This is a genomic window from Thalassotalea sp. G20_0, from assembly GCF_017744175.1.
Lineage (GTDB): Bacteria > Pseudomonadota > Gammaproteobacteria > Pseudomonadales > Endozoicomonadaceae > Endozoicomonas.
The window spans coordinates 1-18,845 of the sequence record NZ_JAGHQV010000031.1 but is presented as its reverse complement, the minus strand read 5'-3'; the positions used below and the strand labels follow the sequence as shown (position 1 = coordinate 18,845).

General features: G+C 49.0%; 16 protein-coding genes and 3 pseudogenes. 9 read left to right on the top strand and 10 right to left on the bottom strand.

Going from position 1 to position 18,845, the window contains the following annotated elements:
* Nucleotides 1-243: 243 nt before the first annotated feature.
* A complete protein-coding gene (locus J7438_RS17265) occupies nt 244-1,200 on the bottom strand; it encodes a CARD domain-containing protein (RefSeq protein WP_209277528.1) in 957 nt (318 codons plus the stop codon).
* 205 nt (nt 1,201-1,405) lie between these two features.
* Entirely contained in the window at nt 1,406-2,482 is a 1,077-nt protein-coding gene (locus J7438_RS17260) for a hypothetical protein (protein ID WP_209277527.1), read from the bottom strand.
* Between the two features lie 106 nt (nt 2,483-2,588).
* On the opposite strand from J7438_RS17260, the gene J7438_RS17255 reads away from it, so the two are divergent.
* The 3 genes from J7438_RS17255 (at nt 2,589) to J7438_RS17245 (ending at nt 8,248) form a co-directional block, all read left to right on the top strand.
* Complete coding sequence (locus tag J7438_RS17255) at nt 2,589-5,504, top strand: UvrD-helicase domain-containing protein (protein ID WP_209277526.1); 2,916 nt, start codon at nt 2,589-2,591, stop codon at nt 5,502-5,504.
* 190 nt (nt 5,505-5,694) lie between these two features.
* Entirely contained in the window at nt 5,695-6,948 is a 1,254-nt protein-coding gene (locus J7438_RS17250; protein ID WP_209277525.1) for a glycosyltransferase, read from the top strand.
* A 52-nt stretch (nt 6,949-7,000) separates the two neighbouring features.
* On the top strand, nt 7,001-8,248 hold the full coding sequence (locus J7438_RS17245; protein ID WP_209277524.1) for a glycosyltransferase: 1,248 nt from the start codon (nt 7,001-7,003) through the stop codon (nt 8,246-8,248).
* A gap of 117 nt (nt 8,249-8,365) precedes the next feature.
* Here the strand turns inward: J7438_RS17245 and J7438_RS28670 are convergent.
* Both J7438_RS28670 and J7438_RS27855 read right to left on the bottom strand, forming a co-directional pair.
* Nucleotides 8,366-8,443, bottom strand: a pseudogene (locus J7438_RS28670) (SEC-C metal-binding domain-containing protein); the annotation flags it as partial.
* A 219-nt stretch (nt 8,444-8,662) separates the two neighbouring features.
* Nucleotides 8,663-9,421 (bottom strand): annotated as a pseudogene (locus tag J7438_RS27855) (DUF1186 domain-containing protein); the annotation flags it as partial.
* 201 nt (nt 9,422-9,622) lie between these two features.
* Here J7438_RS27855 and J7438_RS17235 point away from each other — a divergent pair.
* Entirely contained in the window at nt 9,623-9,901 is a 279-nt protein-coding gene (locus J7438_RS17235; protein WP_209277523.1) for a hypothetical protein, read from the top strand.
* Between the two features lie 19 nt (nt 9,902-9,920).
* Here J7438_RS17235 and J7438_RS17230 read toward each other — a convergent pair whose 3' ends face one another.
* The 3 genes from J7438_RS17230 to J7438_RS17220 form a co-directional block, all read right to left on the bottom strand.
* The gene (locus tag J7438_RS17230; RefSeq protein ID WP_209277522.1) at nt 9,921-10,169 is read right to left on the bottom strand and encodes a hypothetical protein; all 249 of its coding nucleotides are present in this window, start codon (nt 10,167-10,169) and stop codon (nt 9,921-9,923) included.
* An 849-nt stretch (nt 10,170-11,018) separates the two neighbouring features.
* Nucleotides 11,019-11,252, bottom strand: a complete 234-nt coding sequence (gene brnA, locus J7438_RS17225) for a type II toxin-antitoxin system BrnA family antitoxin (protein WP_209202811.1) — start codon at nt 11,250-11,252, stop codon at nt 11,019-11,021.
* On the bottom strand, nt 11,233-11,517 hold the full coding sequence (locus J7438_RS17220; RefSeq protein WP_286196665.1) for a BrnT family toxin: 285 nt from the start codon (nt 11,515-11,517) through the stop codon (nt 11,233-11,235). The genes brnA and J7438_RS17220 overlap by 20 nt, the downstream gene beginning before the upstream one ends.
* 65 nt (nt 11,518-11,582) lie before the next feature.
* Between J7438_RS17220 and J7438_RS27850 the strand changes: the two genes are divergently transcribed.
* Both J7438_RS27850 and J7438_RS27840 read left to right on the top strand, forming a co-directional pair.
* Complete coding sequence (locus J7438_RS27850; protein ID WP_286196664.1) at nt 11,583-11,720, top strand: hypothetical protein; 138 nt, start codon at nt 11,583-11,585, stop codon at nt 11,718-11,720.
* A 40-nt stretch (nt 11,721-11,760) separates the two neighbouring features.
* Nucleotides 11,761-12,095: pseudogene (locus tag J7438_RS27840) on the top strand (hypothetical protein).
* Between the two features lie 66 nt (nt 12,096-12,161).
* On the opposite strand, the gene uppS reads toward J7438_RS27840, so the two are convergent.
* Nucleotides 12,162-12,878, bottom strand: coding sequence for a polyprenyl diphosphate synthase (gene uppS / locus J7438_RS17210; RefSeq protein ID WP_209277521.1), 717 nt, complete (start codon nt 12,876-12,878; stop codon nt 12,162-12,164).
* A 132-nt stretch (nt 12,879-13,010) separates the two neighbouring features.
* Entirely contained in the window at nt 13,011-13,571 is a 561-nt protein-coding gene (locus tag J7438_RS17205) for a hypothetical protein (RefSeq protein ID WP_209277520.1), read from the bottom strand.
* A 316-nt stretch (nt 13,572-13,887) separates the two neighbouring features.
* Here J7438_RS17205 and J7438_RS17200 point away from each other — a divergent pair, with 316 nt between their 5' ends.
* From J7438_RS17200 to J7438_RS17190, 3 genes are all read left to right on the top strand, one after another.
* Entirely contained in the window at nt 13,888-15,120 is a 1,233-nt protein-coding gene (locus J7438_RS17200; RefSeq protein WP_209277519.1) for an outer membrane beta-barrel protein, read from the top strand.
* A gap of 166 nt (nt 15,121-15,286) precedes the next feature.
* Nucleotides 15,287-15,853 carry a polysaccharide biosynthesis/export family protein gene (locus J7438_RS17195; RefSeq protein ID WP_209203132.1) on the top strand — a complete coding sequence of 189 codons (567 nt, stop codon included), beginning with the start codon at nt 15,287-15,289 and terminating at the stop codon, nt 15,851-15,853.
* A gap of 61 nt (nt 15,854-15,914) precedes the next feature.
* The gene (locus tag J7438_RS17190; protein ID WP_209203133.1) at nt 15,915-18,116 is read left to right on the top strand and encodes a GumC family protein; all 2,202 of its coding nucleotides are present in this window, start codon (nt 15,915-15,917) and stop codon (nt 18,114-18,116) included.
* Nucleotides 18,117-18,431: 315 nt separating this feature from the next.
* Here the strand turns inward: J7438_RS17190 and J7438_RS17185 are convergent, their stop codons facing one another.
* On the bottom strand, nt 18,432-18,719 hold the full coding sequence (locus tag J7438_RS17185; RefSeq protein ID WP_209277518.1) for a transposase: 288 nt from the start codon (nt 18,717-18,719) through the stop codon (nt 18,432-18,434).
* Nucleotides 18,720-18,845 lie beyond the last annotated feature (126 nt).

Here is an 18,845-nt window from a genome sequence, read left to right as displayed (position 1 = left end):
TATACTTCGGCAAGAGCCAGCTGACAACCTCTTCCCAATATCAAATACACTGACCCTTAAGCGAGGAATCAGCTCTGAATTTGACTCACTAATCGTTACAAAAGCTGGCTACAAAACAGTAATGGTAAAACTCTACACCACAAAAAACCGCTCTATTATCTCCCTTTTCCCAGAGCTGTCAACTTGCCCGAGGCACTCCCTGCCATGGATGGAGAATTTTACCGATTCATCAGATTACACTGATCATGGGTAAAACCGGAGCGGTGCCTGCAATGATGGTTGTTGTAGTACTGAACTTTCCTGAACAGGAAACCTGTCTTTCACATTGGAAAATTTGTTGTTTGTATCATCTTTTGGACCTTTACCGCCTTTCTTCATTAACCCTTGATCATCATGCTCACAGCATTGTTTTGTTTCACCTCTGTACGCACCACACTCTTGTCCTGCGGCTGCATACTGTGCATTACGCCTGTCCTCAGGCACTGATTGTTGATTACCAGATGAAGTAATGGATTTAAGACTGCCGGGATGGGTTTCCAGATATTCCTTGTTGATACAATTCTGCAAGAATGACTGGTGTTGACCGAGGGCTGTAAACATTGTTCCCAGAATTTTTTCCTTAGTCAAACCAAAACTGCCAGGGTTTTGGTATTTTTTTTGTATCATCAGAACTAATTTCTCGGCTTTACGCTTGTACGAAATTTTTGCTCTTAATTCATTCATTTCATCGTCCGTAATAACATCCTCCTGCAATAAATAGTTCCGGTATTTGTCTGGCAAAAGATTATCTATGAGATACTCAAATTTACCATTTTGATACCAGTGATCTTCAATTGACGGTTTATCCCGCTCCGAGGTAACTTTACCTGCCGAAGCAAGGCTGGTTTGAGAAACACAATCAAAAGTGCCGGAGTCTGAAGGATGAGCAGCAGGGCCAGGTATATTGGGGATAAATGACTCACTATCAGTCTCCCGGGGTTGCACAGCAGGGCCAACCGCTTCTGGCTGGAGAGAAGCCACCTGCCTGCACATCCGGGAGAATGTGCCAGAGGCGTTGTTTTCATCAGAACTATTGGGGCGCTGAGGTCTTTCCGGGTTATTCAAATCGTTCAAATTGAAACCGGCATACACTTTTACTGAATCCATCGTTTTAACTACTACACATATAAACAACTTCTTTAACCGGGTGATTGCCAGCAAAAGGAGGAGGTTGGACAGATCAAAGATATTCCTGCGAATAACCTGTCCACAGGAGCCATCTTCGAATTAGCGAATAAAGCATTAGTCAACAATTGCTACATAAAGTTCCCGACGGTAAACATATAAAATGACCAAATGATCAGAAACCAATAGCGACAATCCAAAACAGCTTGCTCAAAACGCTCTTCAGAAGGCGGAGTTGGTATTACTTTATCAGTACACACAAAACCAATAGGGCCATTGCCATCATCCCCAGGGCAACGATTAATCCGGACAAAAGTTCCGAAGCAGAAGGGCTGGCGAAAGAGACCGAGCCACGAAGACCTGTAAAGGCTTCCAGTACCGAAATAAGAAGAAAGAATAAAAACAAAGCGGTTAACAGCTTGATGCTCCAAAGTCCGATCCGGAACTTTCTGAACATAACAACACCGGAATCACTGCCTTTGCCACAAAAGCAAGTGCCATTGAAAAAGCAGGGATGCTTCCCCGGGCTCTCGCATTGCCTTCCCGGCCCCTCTGGCAAGCATCGACCAGAGCATTCCTCAGGGCAGTCCATTACCTGACCATATGCAGGATCACCACAGGACAGATCACAGTATGGTCGGTGTCGCGGATCATATTGGGAATGTGCCCCATGCCGGGCTGGGTGATTGGCGTTTTTGGTGTAGTTGGCATAATAGTCAAGACACAACTGAAAAAAGACCAGATCACTGTCCGGAAAAATGGCTTTACCACCGACAATCTTACCGTGACCAACTTGCCAGGCACTCTCTTTCCTGACTGTTTTTTTTGTGGCTTTCCAAGGCTGCCTTTTTCTGGCAACCGGCAGGAACCGTTGCATGATCCCGCCAGTCTGCCCAAAAACAACCAGACCACCCATCGTTTGAGGATAGTGGCTGCTGAATGGTGGTCGATGAGCAGGGTAACTGTTGGGCCAGTAGCGCCTCCGAAGCTTATGAGGACGGAATAAAAAAGGATGAAATAAAAAAGGGCGAATAAAACTCAGCAGAGGATATATACGACGAGACCTTAATGACCGGTGAACAATCTCATTCTGCCTGAGCAGATCTTTATTGTGATTCTGCTCACCCTGCCCGGCAGGAAACGCCAGAGACCGGCCACGCCCTTTATAACGCGCAATTGTAAACCCGGTAAAGCCACCCCGTTTGCCAATAACGGGAAACCCGAAAGAATGCCCCTGCCCTGAACGGTCAATTCCGTCAACCGCATAAAGCCCTGACAGGATTTCCGATTTACCACCAACACCAATCGAATTAGACATCTCTGAACATTTGCTGGCCAACGGCCACCCATTCATAATACTGGTATCTACTCATGAGAGCATTCGGAGCTCGCAAAAACACATCAGGTTTTCTACTTTGTAGCCCATGAATATACTTTTATACAACGATCTCAACGCAGACCAGATACCCGGCTTTGCCAAAGTTCGCAAAGCTCTTGAGAACAATAATTTCCAGCAAGCGGATGTGCGCAAGATCGGGGATAACCTTTACCGCGCACGGCTGAACCGCAACGACCGGCTGTTATTCTCCCTGCACCGCTACAATGGCGAGTCCTATTGCCTGATTCTGGAGTATATCCGCAATCATGCCTATGAAAAGTCCCGTTTCCTGGAACGAGGGGTGACCATTGATGAGGAAAAAATTCCGGCGTTTGACGCTTCGGAAACCGAGTCCTCACCAGAACTGACTTATCTCAATACCGACCACGACCGCTTTAACCTGCTGGACAAGATAATCTCCTTCGACGGTGAACAGCAGTCCGTTTATCAGCTACCGCCACCCCTGGTGATTATCGGCAGCGCTGGTAGCGGCAAAACCGCTCTGACCCTGGAGAAAATGAAAAAAACGACGGGCGACGTACTCTATGTCAGTCACTCCCCCTTTCTGGTACAAAGCGCCCGTAATCTTTACTACGCTCACCACTACGATAATGAAGAACAGAATGTGGAATTTCTCTCCTTTCGGGAGTTCCTGGAAAGCATTCGGGTACCCGCCGGTCGGGAAGTAACGCTGAAAGACTTTGAAGGCTGGTTCCAGCGCCATAAGGGCAACAGCAAACAGAAAGACCCCCATAAACTCTTTGAGGAGTTCCGGGGCGTGCTAACCGGCCCTTCCACCGAATCACCCTGGCTTTCCCGTGCTGAGTACCTGAAGCTGGGGGTGAAACAATCCATCTTCAGTGAAGAAGAGCGTTCGGGTGTTTACGATCTGTTCGATAAATACCGGCAGTTCCTGGAAAAGGAACAGTTATACGACACTAATATTATCAGCCACAGTTACCTGGCCAGTGCCGAACCCCAGTACGACTTTATCGTGGTGGATGAGGTGCAGGACATTACCAACATTCAGCTCTACTTGATACTGAAGACCCTCAGACATCCGGGCCACTTTATTCTCTGTGGTGACTCCAACCAGATTGTTCACCCGAACTTTTTCTCCTGGTCCAAGGTCAAGACCCTGTTTTTCGAGCAGCAGGGCCTGACCGGCGAGGGTGAGATAATCCGGATACTCCAATCCAATTACCGCAATGCACCGGTGATCACCCATATTGCCAACCGGATTCTGAAACTGAAGCACGCACGCTTTGGCTCCATCGACAAAGAGAGCAACTACCTGGTCGACAGCATTGGCGAACACCGGGGGCAGTTGCAGTTGCTGGCCAACAGCCAAAAGGTCAAACAGGACCTGGACAGCAAAACCGCCCGCTCCACCCGCTTTGCCGTGCTGGTGATGCACCCGGACCAGAAAGCCGCCGCCCGTCAGTGGTTTAATACGCCGCTGGTCTTCTCCATCCAGGAGGCCAAGGGGCTGGAATACGACAATATCATTCTTTACAACTTTATTAGCGATGAAGAAAAGAGCTTCCGGGATATTGCCGCAGGTGTAGACCCGGCCGCGCTGGAAAAAGAGACGCTGGAATACGCCAGGGCGAAAAACAAACAGGACAAATCCCTGGAGGTCTACAAGTTCTATATCAACGCCCTCTACGTTGCCATTACCCGGGCGGTGAGCAACCTCTACATTATCGAAGCCAACCAGAAGCATCCGTTAATGCGGCTACTGGACCTGGAACGATTTACCGGTGACCTGCAGATGGATAAGCAGGACTCCAGCCTGGATGAGTGGCAGAAAGAGGCCCGCAAGCTGGAACTGCAGGGCAAACAGGAACAGGCTGATGAGATCCGCAGCCGGATACTGCAGCAAAAGCCGGTGCCCTGGCCGGTACTCGATCGCACCGCCTTCACGGAACTGCAGAAAGAAGCCACAAGCGGCAATAACAAGAAAAAGCAGCTGCTGGCTTTGGAATACGCCCTGATCCACTGGCATCGCCCCATGCTCAACCAGTTGCTCACCAGTGGCTTTAAACCCGCCACACAGACGGAAGAAAAAGCGGTCAAACAACTGCATCAAAAGCACTACATGACCTACGACCTCAATAATCCCGGCAGTGTACTGCGCGACACGGAGAAATACGGCATCGACCACCGCACCATCTTCAACCTGACCCCGTTGATGGTCGCCGCCCGTCTTGGCAATGCTGCCCTGGTCAGGGAACTGATGGAACGCGGTGCCAATCCGGATCTGTCTGGCAGCCATGGTCTCAACGCCCTGCAGATGGCACTGGAACAGGCACTGATGGATGAGCGCTATGCCCGCCATAAACTGGCACCGGTCTACAACAATCTGGAACCGGACAGCCTGTCCATCCAGGCCCAGGGCCGGTTGATCAAGCTGGACAAGCGCCTGATGGGACTGTTTGTACTGAACCTGATGTTTGCCATGTTTTATCGCAAACTGGGCGAACTGGCAGGCAGAGGCGAGGGTTTCACGGCCAAAGACATTACCGAATGGGTGCAACCCCTGCCAGACGAGGTCTTACCGGAACGCCGGAAAAAGCAGAGCTACATCAGCAGTATTCTCTCCGGCAATGAGGTCGATCGGGATGCGCCTTACAACCGCAAGTTATTCAAGCGCATCCGTCGAGGCCATTACATTATCAACCCCGGCATGAAACTTCGCCAAAGCGAGGAATGGGTCGCTGTGCACGACCTGTTAAACCCGGAAGACCTGGGTTTCAGACCAGGCTGGATGAACCTGGATAAAAAGGATCAGCTGATCTTTAAAGATCGTTTTGAACAATTCGACCAGAACCGCAGGAAAAACCTGACGGCCTATTGTGAGTACATTGGAAAACTGCAAGAACAGGCAGAAAAAGAACTGGAAGAACGCCGGGTGAAGTCCCGACTGGACATCCAAAGCGAGGAAGTTACCATCGGATAGGTGTTTTATTGCCGGTGATCTGCTGTACGCTACCCGTGCAACCTGAACAGTTATTGCGGGTGGTGCTCTTTTCTCATTCGAATCTATGGAACTTTTTCTTTACTACACACTCTTAAGCTTATGACCAGATCAAATTTAACAAATTTAACTCTTTGCGATCAAAGGATATCAATAGTTAAACAAAGTTTTTATGAACATCTCTTCTACTCAAGTTTCACATACAAACAATCTTTTTAAAGAGTTAATACGAAAAGATTCTGAAATAAAGAATGCATATCAAGAATTCACAGGTCAAACACATGGAGAATTAATACCGAGAAACCATTTTTTTGAATGGGTTGGTAAGAAAACTCTCCCTGAGAGGCAGGTACAAATAGTTCACCATTTTAAGAACCTTGGAAAGTTCAATGATTTTCATGTTTGCGTTCTGACTGATAAACCAATGAAAGTTATTGCCGCAGAATCCAAGTGTGATGGCATATCCGGGACGATGGAAATCATTACTGTCGACAAACTGAATGAAGACTTTTATAAAGCATTAAAAGATTCTAATGAGCCTGACTGCGATAAGCTCTATAAAGACTTTGTTAACATTACGCAACTACACAACGTAGGGCTGGAAAACCAAGCATTACGAAGTGATTATTATCGGCTGGCGCTCCTCTATACATACGGTGGCATTCATAGTGATATAAATATACCTTTAAAGGAACTTGATTCATCGGCAAGTGCATTACAACACCCATTAATACCACTTAGGGGAAAGAATGGTCTACTAATACGCACTATTGATATTCCCGTTCCTGGATCTGGCGGGACAGTTCCCCATTGGGATAACTCCCTCATCGCTTCCCAAAAAAACAATCAGATTGTTCTTTCCATGATTAAACATATGCTTAATCTAGAGAATAAGCTGAAAGAAACACTAATAGAAAACTCAGATAATAGTGAGATTAAAAAGACCCTGACCCTACACGATGCAATGCGATTATGGCGATGCAAGGAAGAATATTATATCAAAGCATTTATTGAATTTACTAAAAATGCAATGAGAAATGCATATCCTGATTCATCTGAAGAATATTTAAACTCTATAGCATCTCAAGTAAAAGATAATTTAGTTCCAGCTTTGAAATCCACAGAATATGCAGTAGCTAAACAACAGGGACTTGTAACTGCCAGGCATTTTATTGTCACAAGAATGCTAGGAGGTGGTACTGACGCACTAGCTCCTATAATCAGGGAACAATTAAATAGAAAACAATTAAGTAGAGAACAATATAAAGCAATAGAAGACTTCACAAAATCTTTAAGATTTCCATTGCCAGATGACCAGCCATCTTACGCAAGTATTAAGCCATTACACGATGGGCGCAACCACCGGGGACTACGCAGCTGGTATGGTCAATCAAATCCTGATTATGTCGATGATAGTAACATGTGAATGGTGGATTCAGTTCAATAGCACTGAATATCGATAATTAATTGGAGCATTTATGCACATCTCCCCTCGAGCCCTCCCTGCAAACAATCTTTTCCAGGAGTTGATACAAAAAGATTCTGAAATAAAGAGTACATATCAAGAATTTAAAAGTCAGATATATGGAGAATTAATTCCAAGAAATCATTTTTTTGAATGGGTTGGTAATAAAACGCTCCCTGAGCGACAAGTGCAAATAGTTCACCATTTCAAGAGCCTTGCAAAGTTCAATGATTTTCATGTTTACGTTCTGACTGATAAACCAATGAAATTTATTGCTGCAGAATCAAGTTGTGATGGAATATCAGGGGCGGTGGACGTCATTACTGTCGACCAACTGAATGAAGACTTTTATAAAGCATTGAAAAATTCAAAGATACCCGACTGCGATAAACTCCATAAAGACTTTGTTAATAGTACGCGACTACACAACGCAGGACTGGAAAATCAAGCGTTACGAAGCCATTATTATCGGTTGGCACTCCTCTATACGTACGGTGGGATTCATAGCGATATAAATATACCTTTAAAGGAGCTGGACTCTTCGGCAAGCGCAATACAGCCCCCACTGATACCGCTTAAGGGAAAAAATGGTCTACTAATGCAAACGCTTGATTACTCTGATGGATATGGCCCCACTGTTTCTATTCCAACTAATAGCCTCATCGCTTCTCTAAAAAACAACCAGATTATACTTTCCATGATTAAAAATATGCTTAAGACTGAAAATAAGCTGAAAGGAATATTAATAGAAGCCTCAGATGAAAATGATTTTAAAAAGACCCTAACCTTACATGATGCCATGCGATTATGGCAATGTAAGGAAGAATATTTTGTCAAAGCACATCTTGAACATCTGAAAACCATATATGAAATTGACAGGGCTGCTGTAAAAACTGCAAGGTCTACTATATCTGAAGAATCTGTAAACTCCACGATAGATAATTTAAAAGATCATATAATTCCAGCTTTGAAAATCAGAAAAAGACAAGGTTATGCAGAACTTAAACCGCAAGGCCTATTAACTGCCAGGCATTGTGTTGTCACGAAAATTTTTGCCGGTGGTACTAACGCACTAACTTCATTGCTTCAAAGACAATATAAAGGACCAGAAGACTTTATTGAATATTCAGGCTTTCCACTACCCAATAATCAGCCATCATACGCAAATATTAAACCAGTACGTGATGCATCTACCTTTCTGGGACTTGGCAGCTGGTATGGCAAACCAAACCCCCATTATGTCGATGATAACAACCTCTAAATATTGAACTCCGTTCTAAAGCAATAACTATTGCAATTCCCACGGCTCACCGTTACTGTCGCAAAAGCTTTATACCAACACCCTCTCACCCCGTGGGAAACGACCTTTTCTCACCCATCAGCCGCAACACTTCTTATACTTGCGCCCGCTACCACAGGGACAGGGGTCATTTCTTCCCACCTTCGGGTGTTGTCTGACCAGCGGCTGTGCAGGCTTCCCGGGAGAGGAAGATGGAAAGGGCCGTTGCTGACCCGGCAACCGCTGAGCCCCGGCTCGCGTGCGAACCGGTGGCTTGGGCTTTCTGGCTGGCCAGGGCCGCATCACACGCTGAGCGCCCTCTGGCTCCGCGTTGCTTCCGACAGGTGCTCTTTCAGCGGGCTTCTCCTGCGGCCGCGTACTGTTAAAGCTGGCCCAACCTTGCAACTCAGCCACACAATCATCAATCAGGGCAGAGCTTTCATAGGATGGAAAGCTTACCTCGCCGGAATGCTCCTGTAACATCGTACTTAACCGCTCCCTGCCCATAAATGAATCGGTCAGCAGTCCCCGGTCAAACACGTCCAGAACAGAAGTTTCCAGCTCGGCGGCTCCGGCAATGATGCAGTTAGAGACCAACCCGTCCCAGACCGGACTCCGCTCCTGCTCAAGCCCACCACTAAACAGCTGTTGGAAGTAGCTGACCAGCACTTCACGGGGCAGAAACCCATGGGAAACCAGAATCGTCAGGCAGGTCAAACAGGAAGATCGAACGCAAGGATGGACCGCTGTGTTTTCAATCAACTGCTTCAGTGGCTCCACGTTACATCCGTTAACGGTGTCACTTTCGCCATTTTCTTCACCGGCCATCACCGATGCCAGTATTCGCGCCAGGCTCTCACTGACCACATAACCAAGCAGTCGATTGACCGTCCGGGGTTTGGCAGACACTATCCGAAGCATCACCGGCAATGCCTTCGATTCCCGAAACTGAGCCAGCAGATAAAAGGCAAAAAAGACCAGATCCACACGCTGGCTTTCGGGTATCTCATCCCCCTGCCCGGCAACGCCTTCCAGATAGTCAAGCAGGCGCGGAATCAATTCCGTCCGCTGCTCACTGGCCGCCAGCAGGGTTTCCCTGGGCAGCTCACCCATCACATGGTTTGATAACCGGTTGATAACATCGTCAATATTCACGGGCACTTATCCTGTCTCTTGTCGCTATTTTTGTATAAGGATAGCGTTTAAACAGGCTGAGAGGGTTTGTCCCGGAAGAACTTACTTATTTCCACTGTTTCTAATACCTATCTCAGGATATTGCCGAGCGGATTGCCGGTGACAGTTGCTGTTGAGATATTCATTGCCTTACATTTTTTTGATAGTAGATTTTTTTAAAAAGTGAAACATAAGGAACGAGAAGAAGAAAACGAAGATACAAAAAAAAGCCATCTCAGGCCTTTTTTATGTGACTATTGCCAAACAATAGTCATGAACCAAAATATTATTGGTGCCGAAGGCGAGACTCGAACTCGTACGCCCATACAGGCGCTGCCCCCTCAAAAACGCTTGGCACTCTTGTTTTCCAACAGTTTAGCAAGTTATTTTTTGGGTAAAACGGAAGAAAGCATTGATTTCTTCTTGTTATTTCAGCCTGTTTTTTGGGAACTAAAAAGGTAAGGCAAATATGGGCTCATGACTACTCCACCAACGTCCGCCACTCCCCCAGCTTCTCTTCCAAATCCGCAATATGCTCCTCAAGCCCAACCAGCTCCTCTTCAGAAATATGCAACCGGTCCCGAACATCATAGTTCCGTTTCACCCGCCGCTGCAGAACCGACAGCTCTTCCTCCGCCACCATCACCCGCACCACCATGGAAGGAATAGAGGAATAACTGATCTTCCCCTGGTTGTTTCGGGGTACCTGTGCCAGATGAATACGATCCATAGCAACGTCTCCTTTGATATCGCTTCTGCTGAACCGGAACGCAGCAGACGATTGAATAGAAGACAATAGTACTAAGTTAAGAATCCGTATCCCATCCTCCAATGCGGGAAAACTGGCATTGGCCTTGCCTAAGCGTTTGGGATGATGATAAGTAATGACACGTATCAATATTTGCAAAGTGCCTATGATTAATAATCGCGCACCGTCAGCAATCAGGCCCGCATTTCCGATGAGATCCGATCAAGTACAGCACTTTGCCACGGAGACACAGAGAAAAGACAAAAAAGCTTTTCCTGTCGAGTCACCCAAGGGAACCTCCCCCTCAGGCGCTCACAGAACCGGACTGGTCCTCCTCTGTGCTCTGTATCGGTACTCACAGCCTGTGCAGTTCAGCTGCCTGGCTGGCTCCCTTAACACCAGAACGACAGATTCCCACGTTCCACAAAAGAGCCTGAAATCAGTTCATGCCACCTATATCCCGGACACTGCTCAGGCAGCAACTGGCTATCCCCTGAGCTCATCATGGTGTAACACAGCTCTCCATTTTTGATGTCATCAGACCACGTTTCGAGACGTCATCAGTGGTTCACTTGCGTTCATCTCCTGATCTCACACCTGACGCAGTCAAGCTGCGCCTTTTCCGTAGCGCTCACCACGTCGGCTCTTTACCAGCGCAGCTTACGGTGGTTTGGTGGCTGCATCCAGAAGCCGCCACCGGAGGGCCTACCTCCATCTCAATTGCAGTTGCGAGCAGACCGACTCTGCTCTTGTCACACCTGTGCCTCCGTGGCAAGTATTTTCTTTACTGGATAACATCAGCAATGTGTCAGTTATTTCAGGACAGTGTTGCTAACTCCGCCTTCCCTGATCCAGCCTTTCGGCCAGCCAGGTTTTAACCACCGCTTGCCGGGCAATACCAAGCCTGGCGGCCTCGCGATCAAGGGCGGTGATCATCCACTCAGGAAAGTCGATATTGATTCGACGGGTTTCCAGGCCGGGGCGTTGAGCGCTGGACCAGTCAATATGTTCATCAATGCTGTCGTGGCCTTCATCAAAGGCCTGGTCAAATTCTTTGGCTTTCATAGGCGGCTATCTCTTTGGGTCTTGAGCGACGTACCGAAATAATTCGGGCTTTATCATTACGTGGCGTAAATACGGCAGTCCAGTGTTTTCCGGCGTATTTGGCAATCAGCAGGAAACGAGGCTCGTCAGAAATCAAGGTCTTGATGACCACTCGGTTTTCATCCAGCCAGAGGCTCTGAGCCTGATCGAAATCGATGCCATGTTTTTCCAGATTGCTAAAACTTTTTGCCGGATCATACTCAAACATGATTGTTCTGGTATCCAATATATATCTACAGGCCACCTTAAATATAGGCCAATATATACCTTTTTTCACTCCAGGTGTCTTGGATGAGCACTCTTAATTGTTTTAAGGCCTATGATATCCGTGGCCGTATGCCCGATGAATTGAATGAAGATATTGCCTGGCGGATTGGCCGGGCGACTGCTGAATACCTTAAGCCCAAGATGATGTCTTTCTACTCCTGAACTGAAAACCGCTCTGAGTGATGGGTTGAGGGCCGGTGGTGTGGAGGTGATTGATATTGGCCTTTGTGGCACTGAAGAGGTTTATTTTGCTACTTCGTACTTGAAGGCGGATGGGGCATTATGGTGACCGCCAGCCATAATCCGAAAGACTATAACGGGATGAAGCTGGTTCGGGAGTCGAGCAAGCCGATTTCTGGCGATACCGGGTTGCGGGAGATTGAGTCTTTGGCTGGTGATTTTTTTGCCACGGAGACACGGAGTTTTTCTTTTAAAAAGCTTTTCCTCCGTGCCTCCGTGGCAAAAAAGCTTTTAAAGGATTTAGCACGGTGTATAACTGCCATATCAGTGCAAGCTGTCTCCCGCTTCCCGCTTTAAGCAAAAGAATGCGTTCTATCTTTTACGGGTAGCGGGAAGCGGGCGGCGGGCAGCGAAAAAATGGGTTTATTCACTGCGGCCAAACCGGCGATGACGTTGCTGATAATCCGCAATCGCAAGATCGAGATCAGCCGGGGTAAAATCAGGCCAGAGTGTATCGCAGAAATAGAACTCCGCATATGCGCACTGCCACAACAGAAAGTTACTGATCCGCTGTTCACCGCTGGTGCGGATCAGCAGGTCCACCGGTGGGGTCGATGCTGTGGCGAGGCACTCTTCTATCTGTTCCGCCTGAATTGACAAAGGGTCAAGGCCCTGTGACTTGACGATGGTTGCAAGGTGCCGGAATGCCTGGGTAATGTCCCACTGGCCGCCATAGTTGACCGCCACCAACAGCGTCATGGCCCGGCAATTAGCGGTGGCCGTTTCACACTGGTTGATGGCGTTCTGAATCGGCGGGCTCAATGCCGAAACATCCCCAATGATCTTCAGCCGGATGTCATGCTCCGCCAGCTTATTGGCTTCCCTTTCCAGGGCGTGCAGAAACAGCTGCATCAGGCCGCTTACTTCATCGGCAGGCCGTCGCCAGTTTTCACTGGAGAAGGCGAACAGTGTCAGGTGGGAAATGCCCCGTTCACGACAACGTTTGATCACCGCCCTGACCGTTTTCAGTGCAGCCCGATGGCCGGAAAGGCTTGGCAACAACTTGCGCCGCGCCCACCGGTTATTGCCGTCCATAATAATGGCAACGTGCTCAGGCAGTTTCGGTTCGGTATCAGTCATAACAATAAAAGACAACGGAAGACAGTTTGAAGAGTAAAGGCGTTATCTGAACAGGAATCAAAATTGACGAGAAGTAATAAAAGAGGGGGAGTTGCAGAAGGCTTCCGATGAAGGCCGGAAGCCTGCCACTGATCAGCTCGGGCTGACTGGAGAGGTCGGTTTATCGTTAGAACCACCAGATGCTGGTGGGGGAGGCGGTGGAGGTGTTGATGCCTCAGGAGCCGGAGCCTCAACTTCGGTATTTTCCGCTTCAAACTCGCCCTGTTCGGCGACAGTCTCTGTACTACTGCCAGTATCGCCACCCTGGACAACCTGCTGTTCGGCAACGTCTGCTGCCTGCTGAACGGCCTGCTGCGCAACCGGATCATTAGCCAGCTGTGCCGTAGCAGCGCGGGTAATGGTAGCTTTCTGAGCCGGTGCCGCCTGTACCGCAGCATAGACGATCTGAGGTGCCTGGTCCGGGTAGGCTCTAACGGCTTCGCTCACCAGGGCATTCAGCAGTTGAGGGTTATTGGCCAGCTGTGCTGCTGCATCAGCAATCAGGGATTCGACAGATACACCCTGAGTCTGAACCGCCTTGGCCAGTGCCTCGCCGGCAGGCATAAGGGTGAGATCGGTGGCCAGGTCCGCCTGGGCCACCCCTGTCATTGCAGACATTGCCAGAACGGCGGCTGCAATAAATTGTTTTTTCATGAAGGTCCTTCCGATTTCAATCGAGCCAGGAGCAGGCCATACCAAGGGGTTACCTAATTGCCAGTATTGCCTTTCTATAAATGATGCTGGTTTGACGAGTTTTCAAAAACTTGTAACGTCGTACAATACCAGCTGGAAATTATATTGACATGATCTTTATAATACAATCCGTGTCGCATAGTGGGCAGGGTTCGCTATATAACCTGTTCCTTAGTAAAAGTACGGTTTGGCCGTTGGTGCCACACTGTGTGACCTTACCAGACATTATATATGCCACTATCGGCAGTCATCACTGGACTACAGGGTAATAGAATTAATGAAGGGCTTGAATTTTAATCGACTGGCATTAGCGGTAGCATTGGCTGGTTATGCGGTAAGTGCCACAGCAGGAACCGGGGTAGAAGACGCTGGTCACATTAACCTCGGCCCCGTCGAAATGACCCCGATGGCAACCCTTGGTCTGGGCTACGATGACAACGTATACCGTGAAGGCAACGGTGAACTGGCCAACAAAGGCTCTGCGGTCTATAAGCTGGATGCCTCTGCTGCTTTCAAAGCGCAAAAAGGCATGAGCACCTATGAGGCCACGCTGGCCGCCAAAAACACCTCGTTCTCCAGCGAGTCTGATGCCAACTACATCGACTACGGCCTGACTGGAAAGATTCACGAAGACATCAACAGCCGCAACCGTTTAGATGCAGACTTCGATTTTGGTCGTTATCACGATGCTGGCTCCACCATCAATGGGGCAATTGATAAAGAAGCACCAGAATACACCCGCACTAAAGGTGGCCTGAAATACGGTTTCGGCAGTATGGAAGCGATGTTCCGTGTGGATCTGTTTGGTAATTACAACAAGCAGAAGTACCAGGAAACCAATGGCTCCGCCGAAGGCAACAACCGTAAAACCACTGAATACGGTGCCACGGCTTACTACCGTTTCATGCCAAAGACCGACGCCCTGATTGAAATCAAAAATCGTGAACTGGATTACACGGCAACCGGTCAGGATGGCTATGATGTCATCAGCTACCTGGTCGGTCTGAACTGGGAAGCCACCGGCAAAACCACCGGATATGCCAAACTGGGTAGACGTGAGCGCGACAGCAAAGCCGCCAATGTCGATAAAGACAGCTCAACCGGCTGGGAAGTGGGTGTGAGCTATATGCCATTAGAGCACTCAGTAGTCCAGCTGAGCACCAGCCGCGACTACGGTTTTGACTCTGAAGACCCAAGTGCAACCAATCCACTGTTTACCGACGGCTCGACTTATTCCCTGAACTGGAATCACAAGTGGACCGCTAAAATTGCCACGAATGCCAACTACAGCTTCACTAAAGAAGACATTGAAAACGCTTCCGGTGTGGTACAGAAAGACCGTACCATCAACCGGTTTGGCCTGTCTGTTGACTGGAACGTGATGCGAAACGCCACTGTTTCTCTGGCTTACGACCACACGGATCGTGACGAAAGCAACAAAGTGGTTAACGGTGGTGCCGACAGCTATAAGCGCGGTGCGTACATGCTGACAGGCACTATTGCACTCTAACAGGGCTGCAAACCCACAGGCATAAAAGACGTCAAAGGTTTTTTATCTTCCACAGGCTGGTGTAAAATCCGGCCTGTTTTTTTATCCATTTCCGGAAACCCCTGCGAGTAGAAGACGTTCAGGGCCATTGAAGATTACTCCGAGACGCAACATCAACCAGGTCTTAATGATGAAATCCGTTTTGCTCAACCCATTTTCAAGCCTGAAGAAAGGCCTGCTGCTTGCGCTGCTTATCTTCAGTGGCTATTTGTCCGCCGCCGAACCCATGAGCCTCTCCCGCTACGAGCTGGGGTCCGGTGATAAAATCAATATCTCGGTCTACGGCGAGGAGGATATGGACAAGCAACTGATCCTCAGCGATGCCGGTACCGTCTCCTATCCGTTTCTGGGTGAGTTTAAAGCCAAAGGCTTAACAGTAGGCCAGCTGGAGCAGATGATCACCAAACGGCTGAAGCAAGGCTATTTTATTGACCCGAGAGTCAGTGTTGGCATCGTCGAGTATCGAAAATTTTTCGTCAGCGGAGAGGTTAAATCTCCCGGCGGTTTCCAGTTTGAGCCTGGCCTTACCCTGGAAAAGGCGGTGGCGCTGGCGGGAGGCTTTACCCAGCGTGCCTCTAAGCGCGGCATTACGGTCACCCGTGAAGAAAATGGCCAGCCAAAGGAGCGGGAACTGTCTCTGAACGACTCCGTCTTCCCCGGCGATATTATCGTGATCAGCGAGAGCTTCTTCTGATTTATCACCCTGGTTTTTAGTGCTGCTCCTGAACAGCCGCTTTAAATGGTTATACAACCCCATGAATACAGAAACCAAACCCATATCGCCACCCACTCGGGCTCCTGCCTTGCCGGGTGACGACATCATCGATCTGCGACAGATCTTTCATGTACTGAACAGCCATCGCTGGGCCATTGCCGGTTTTACCGCTGCTGTCACTCTGGTGGCCATACTGGTGGTGTTCTCCATGACGCCCATCTACCAGGCTACGGCCACCCTGCAGATTGAGCAGGAACAGGCCAAGGTGGTCTCCATTGAAGAGATCTATGGCATCGAAGGGGGTAACGACAGCTATCTGAACACCCAGTTTGAGGTGCTGAAATCCCGTGGTGTGCTGGAAAAAGTGGTCAACAAACTGAACCTGCTGAACAACCCGGAATTCAACACCACGCTGCGAGAAGCGCCATGGTACGCCGGGCTATTGAACTGGCGGGGCTGGTTTGGTCTGGAAACACCGCAGGAAGGGGATGATGCGGCGATTATTATGCGGGACACCATCAATGTGTTGAGCAGCCACGTCAGCATTGAGCCGGTGCGTAAAACCCAGATCGTGAAAATTCACGCGGAATCAGAAAACCCGCAACTGGCTGCAAAAATCGCCAACGCCATTGCCAATGCTTATATCGAATCCTATATGGAGTCGAAACTGTCGTTGACGCTGAACGCCACCGACTGGATGCAGGGTCGACTGGGCGAACTGTCTGAAAAACTGAAAGTAGCCGAGCAAGAACTTCAGGACTATCGGGAAGAAGAGCAGCTGATCGATATTGAAGGGGTGCTTACCGTCTCCAGCAACGAACTGAAAGCCCTGACCGAGTCCCTGGTGCAGGTGCGCAACAAGCTCACTGTCTCTGAAAACATCTATAAGCAAATCCGCTCCGGTCATCTGCGAAAAGGCGACAACCAGACCTTGCAGGCCGTGTTACAGCACCCGCTGATTCAGGATCTGAAAAGCGATGAGTCCAAACTCGAACGACAGGTATTGGAACTGTCCCGCCGCTACGGACCGAAACACCCAAAGATGATCTCTGCCCGCTCCGAGCTGGAAAGTATTGGTGAAAACCTCAATATGCAAATCCGCAATATTGTGGAAGGGGTTGAGCGGGAGTACGAAATCGACAAGGCCAACGAAAAGAGCCTGCAGGCTGCCGTGAACGTGGTGAAAGCCAAAGTGCAGGAGATCAACCGCAAGCAATTCCGTCTGCGGGCTTTAGAGCGTGAAGTACAGACCAACAAAGACCTGTACGATGCTTTCTTTAAACGTATCCAGGAAACCTCGGCCACCAGTGACCTGCAAACCGCCAATGCCCGTATTGTGGATAAAGCGTTTGTTCCAGAGATTCCGGTCAAGCCCAAGAAGAAGCTGATTATTGCCATCGCAGCGCTGCTTGGGTTGATGATCTCCTGCGGTATCGCCTTCCTGCTGGAAATGCTCAACAACACCATCCGCACCACCAAAGATGTGGAAGAGAAGCTCAACCTGCCGGTACTTGGTGTACTGCCGAAGCTCACGGATAAAAGCCTGCATGACCATGTCTTTAGCCTGTTTAACGACAAAAGCCAGCACGCCTTTGGAGAAGCGGTACGCACCATCCGGACCAGCATTAACCTGACCGCCATGGATCAGCAGCACCGGCTGTTTGCGGTTACCTCCACGGTACCCGGCGAGGGCAAATCTTCGACTGCATCGAACCTGGCGCTGGCACTGGGGCAGCTGGGCAAAACCCTGCTGGTGGACTGTGACCTGCGCCGCCCGGTGGTGGGTAAGAACTTCCACATTAAAGGAGGCTCTGTTGGGCTGGCCAACCTGCTGGCCGGTACTGCAAACGTCAATGATGCCGTGCATAAGCTGGAAGGCATTGATGTAATCCCCTGTGGCCTGGTGCCACCCAACCCACAGGAGCTGCTGTCGTCCGAACGGTTCTCTGCCCTGCTGAAAAAACTGCGGGAGCATTATGACTATGTGGTGCTGGACTGCCCACCGGTACAGAACGTCAGCGATGTGCTGATGGTCTCCCGCCACTGCGACGGACTGGTCTATGTGGTGGAAGCCGGTCGTATGCAATCCAGCGCCGTCAGCACTGCCGTTGGCCGACTGCTGCAGGCCCGGGCACCTGTTACTGGCGCGGTGTTGAACAAGATCAACCCGAAAGCCAAAGATACTTACGGATACAACCAGGGGTATTACGACTCCACCGGTTATTATTCAGGAGCTTCTTAAGGCCTACCTTAAGGCGCTGCCCGCTCCCCGAAAAAGATTTGCTTGTGCTTTTACGGGTAGCGGGCGGCGGGAAGCGGGTCGCGACCTTTTCAGGTAAGCGGGCGGCGATCTTCAGAGAGAGCCGAGCCGTCAGTTGATATATGCTGATAGAATAAATGCAGTTGATATCAATAAGATTCAGGGCAAACGGGCATGACAATAGATAACGTGAGTTCGTCGCTCATAAAGCCATAGAAACCCCTTCAGTCAGCACTGTTATATCAATATGGGGCTTCTTGGGTTGACGGGTATAAGCAATCAGCCCTGCTATCAGATTTACCGCAAAGTTGAATGGTGCCGAGTGTGCTCTATCTGAGAAATATTTTTCAATTGATCATTCACACTTTCAATCACTGCTCGTTTTCGCAGCATCGCTTTATCAAAGGCTTTTAGCGCCTTTGGCTTCATATTCTTCCGGACCTTCGTTACCAGGTTCAGCCCTTTTTCTTTTAGCCAGGCAACTAACTTCTCTGAGATATAGCCTTTATCGCCATAAAGCCAGCCTGCCAGCTCTCCAACGAGATCGGGTACTGGCTTACGATCATCGGTATTCGCTGGCGTCAAAATCGGGTAAGGGCTGGTCTTTCTCCAACCCTCCCCACAGCACCCGGCATGCGGGTCCGCACCGGGCGGTTCAACAATGATGGTGAAACCTGATCCATAAGTCTTTCAATGAAACAAGCCCAATTT

What these genes read in the sequence shown, in the direction of transcription:
- J7438_RS17230 (WP_209277522.1), bottom strand. Translation starts at nt 10,169, where the DNA reads ATGGATCGTATTCATCTGGCACAGGTACCCCGAAACAACCAGGGGAAG.
- J7438_RS17205 (WP_209277520.1), bottom strand. Translation starts at nt 13,571, where the DNA reads ATGAAAAAACAATTTATTGCAGCCGCCGTTCTGGCAATGTCTGCAATG.
- J7438_RS17190 (WP_209203133.1), top strand. Translation starts at nt 15,915, where the DNA reads ATGAATACAGAAACCAAACCCATATCGCCACCCACTCGGGCTCCTGCC.
- J7438_RS17255 (WP_209277526.1), top strand. Translation starts at nt 2,589, where the DNA reads ATGAATATACTTTTATACAACGATCTCAACGCAGACCAGATACCCGGC.
- J7438_RS17245 (WP_209277524.1), top strand. Translation starts at nt 7,001, where the DNA reads ATGCACATCTCCCCTCGAGCCCTCCCTGCAAACAATCTTTTCCAGGAG.
- J7438_RS17200 (WP_209277519.1), top strand. Translation starts at nt 13,888, where the DNA reads ATGAAGGGCTTGAATTTTAATCGACTGGCATTAGCGGTAGCATTGGCT.
- J7438_RS17260 (WP_209277527.1), bottom strand. Translation starts at nt 2,482, where the DNA reads ATGTCTAATTCGATTGGTGTTGGTGGTAAATCGGAAATCCTGTCAGGG.
- J7438_RS17195 (WP_209203132.1), top strand. Translation starts at nt 15,287, where the DNA reads ATGATGAAATCCGTTTTGCTCAACCCATTTTCAAGCCTGAAGAAAGGC.
- J7438_RS27850 (WP_286196664.1), top strand. Translation starts at nt 11,583, where the DNA reads ATGAGCACTCTTAATTGTTTTAAGGCCTATGATATCCGTGGCCGTATG.
- J7438_RS17250 (WP_209277525.1), top strand. Translation starts at nt 5,695, where the DNA reads ATGAACATCTCTTCTACTCAAGTTTCACATACAAACAATCTTTTTAAA.
- uppS (WP_209277521.1), bottom strand. Translation starts at nt 12,878, where the DNA reads ATGACTGATACCGAACCGAAACTGCCTGAGCACGTTGCCATTATTATG.
- brnA (WP_209202811.1), bottom strand. Translation starts at nt 11,252, where the DNA reads ATGAAAGCCAAAGAATTTGACCAGGCCTTTGATGAAGGCCACGACAGC.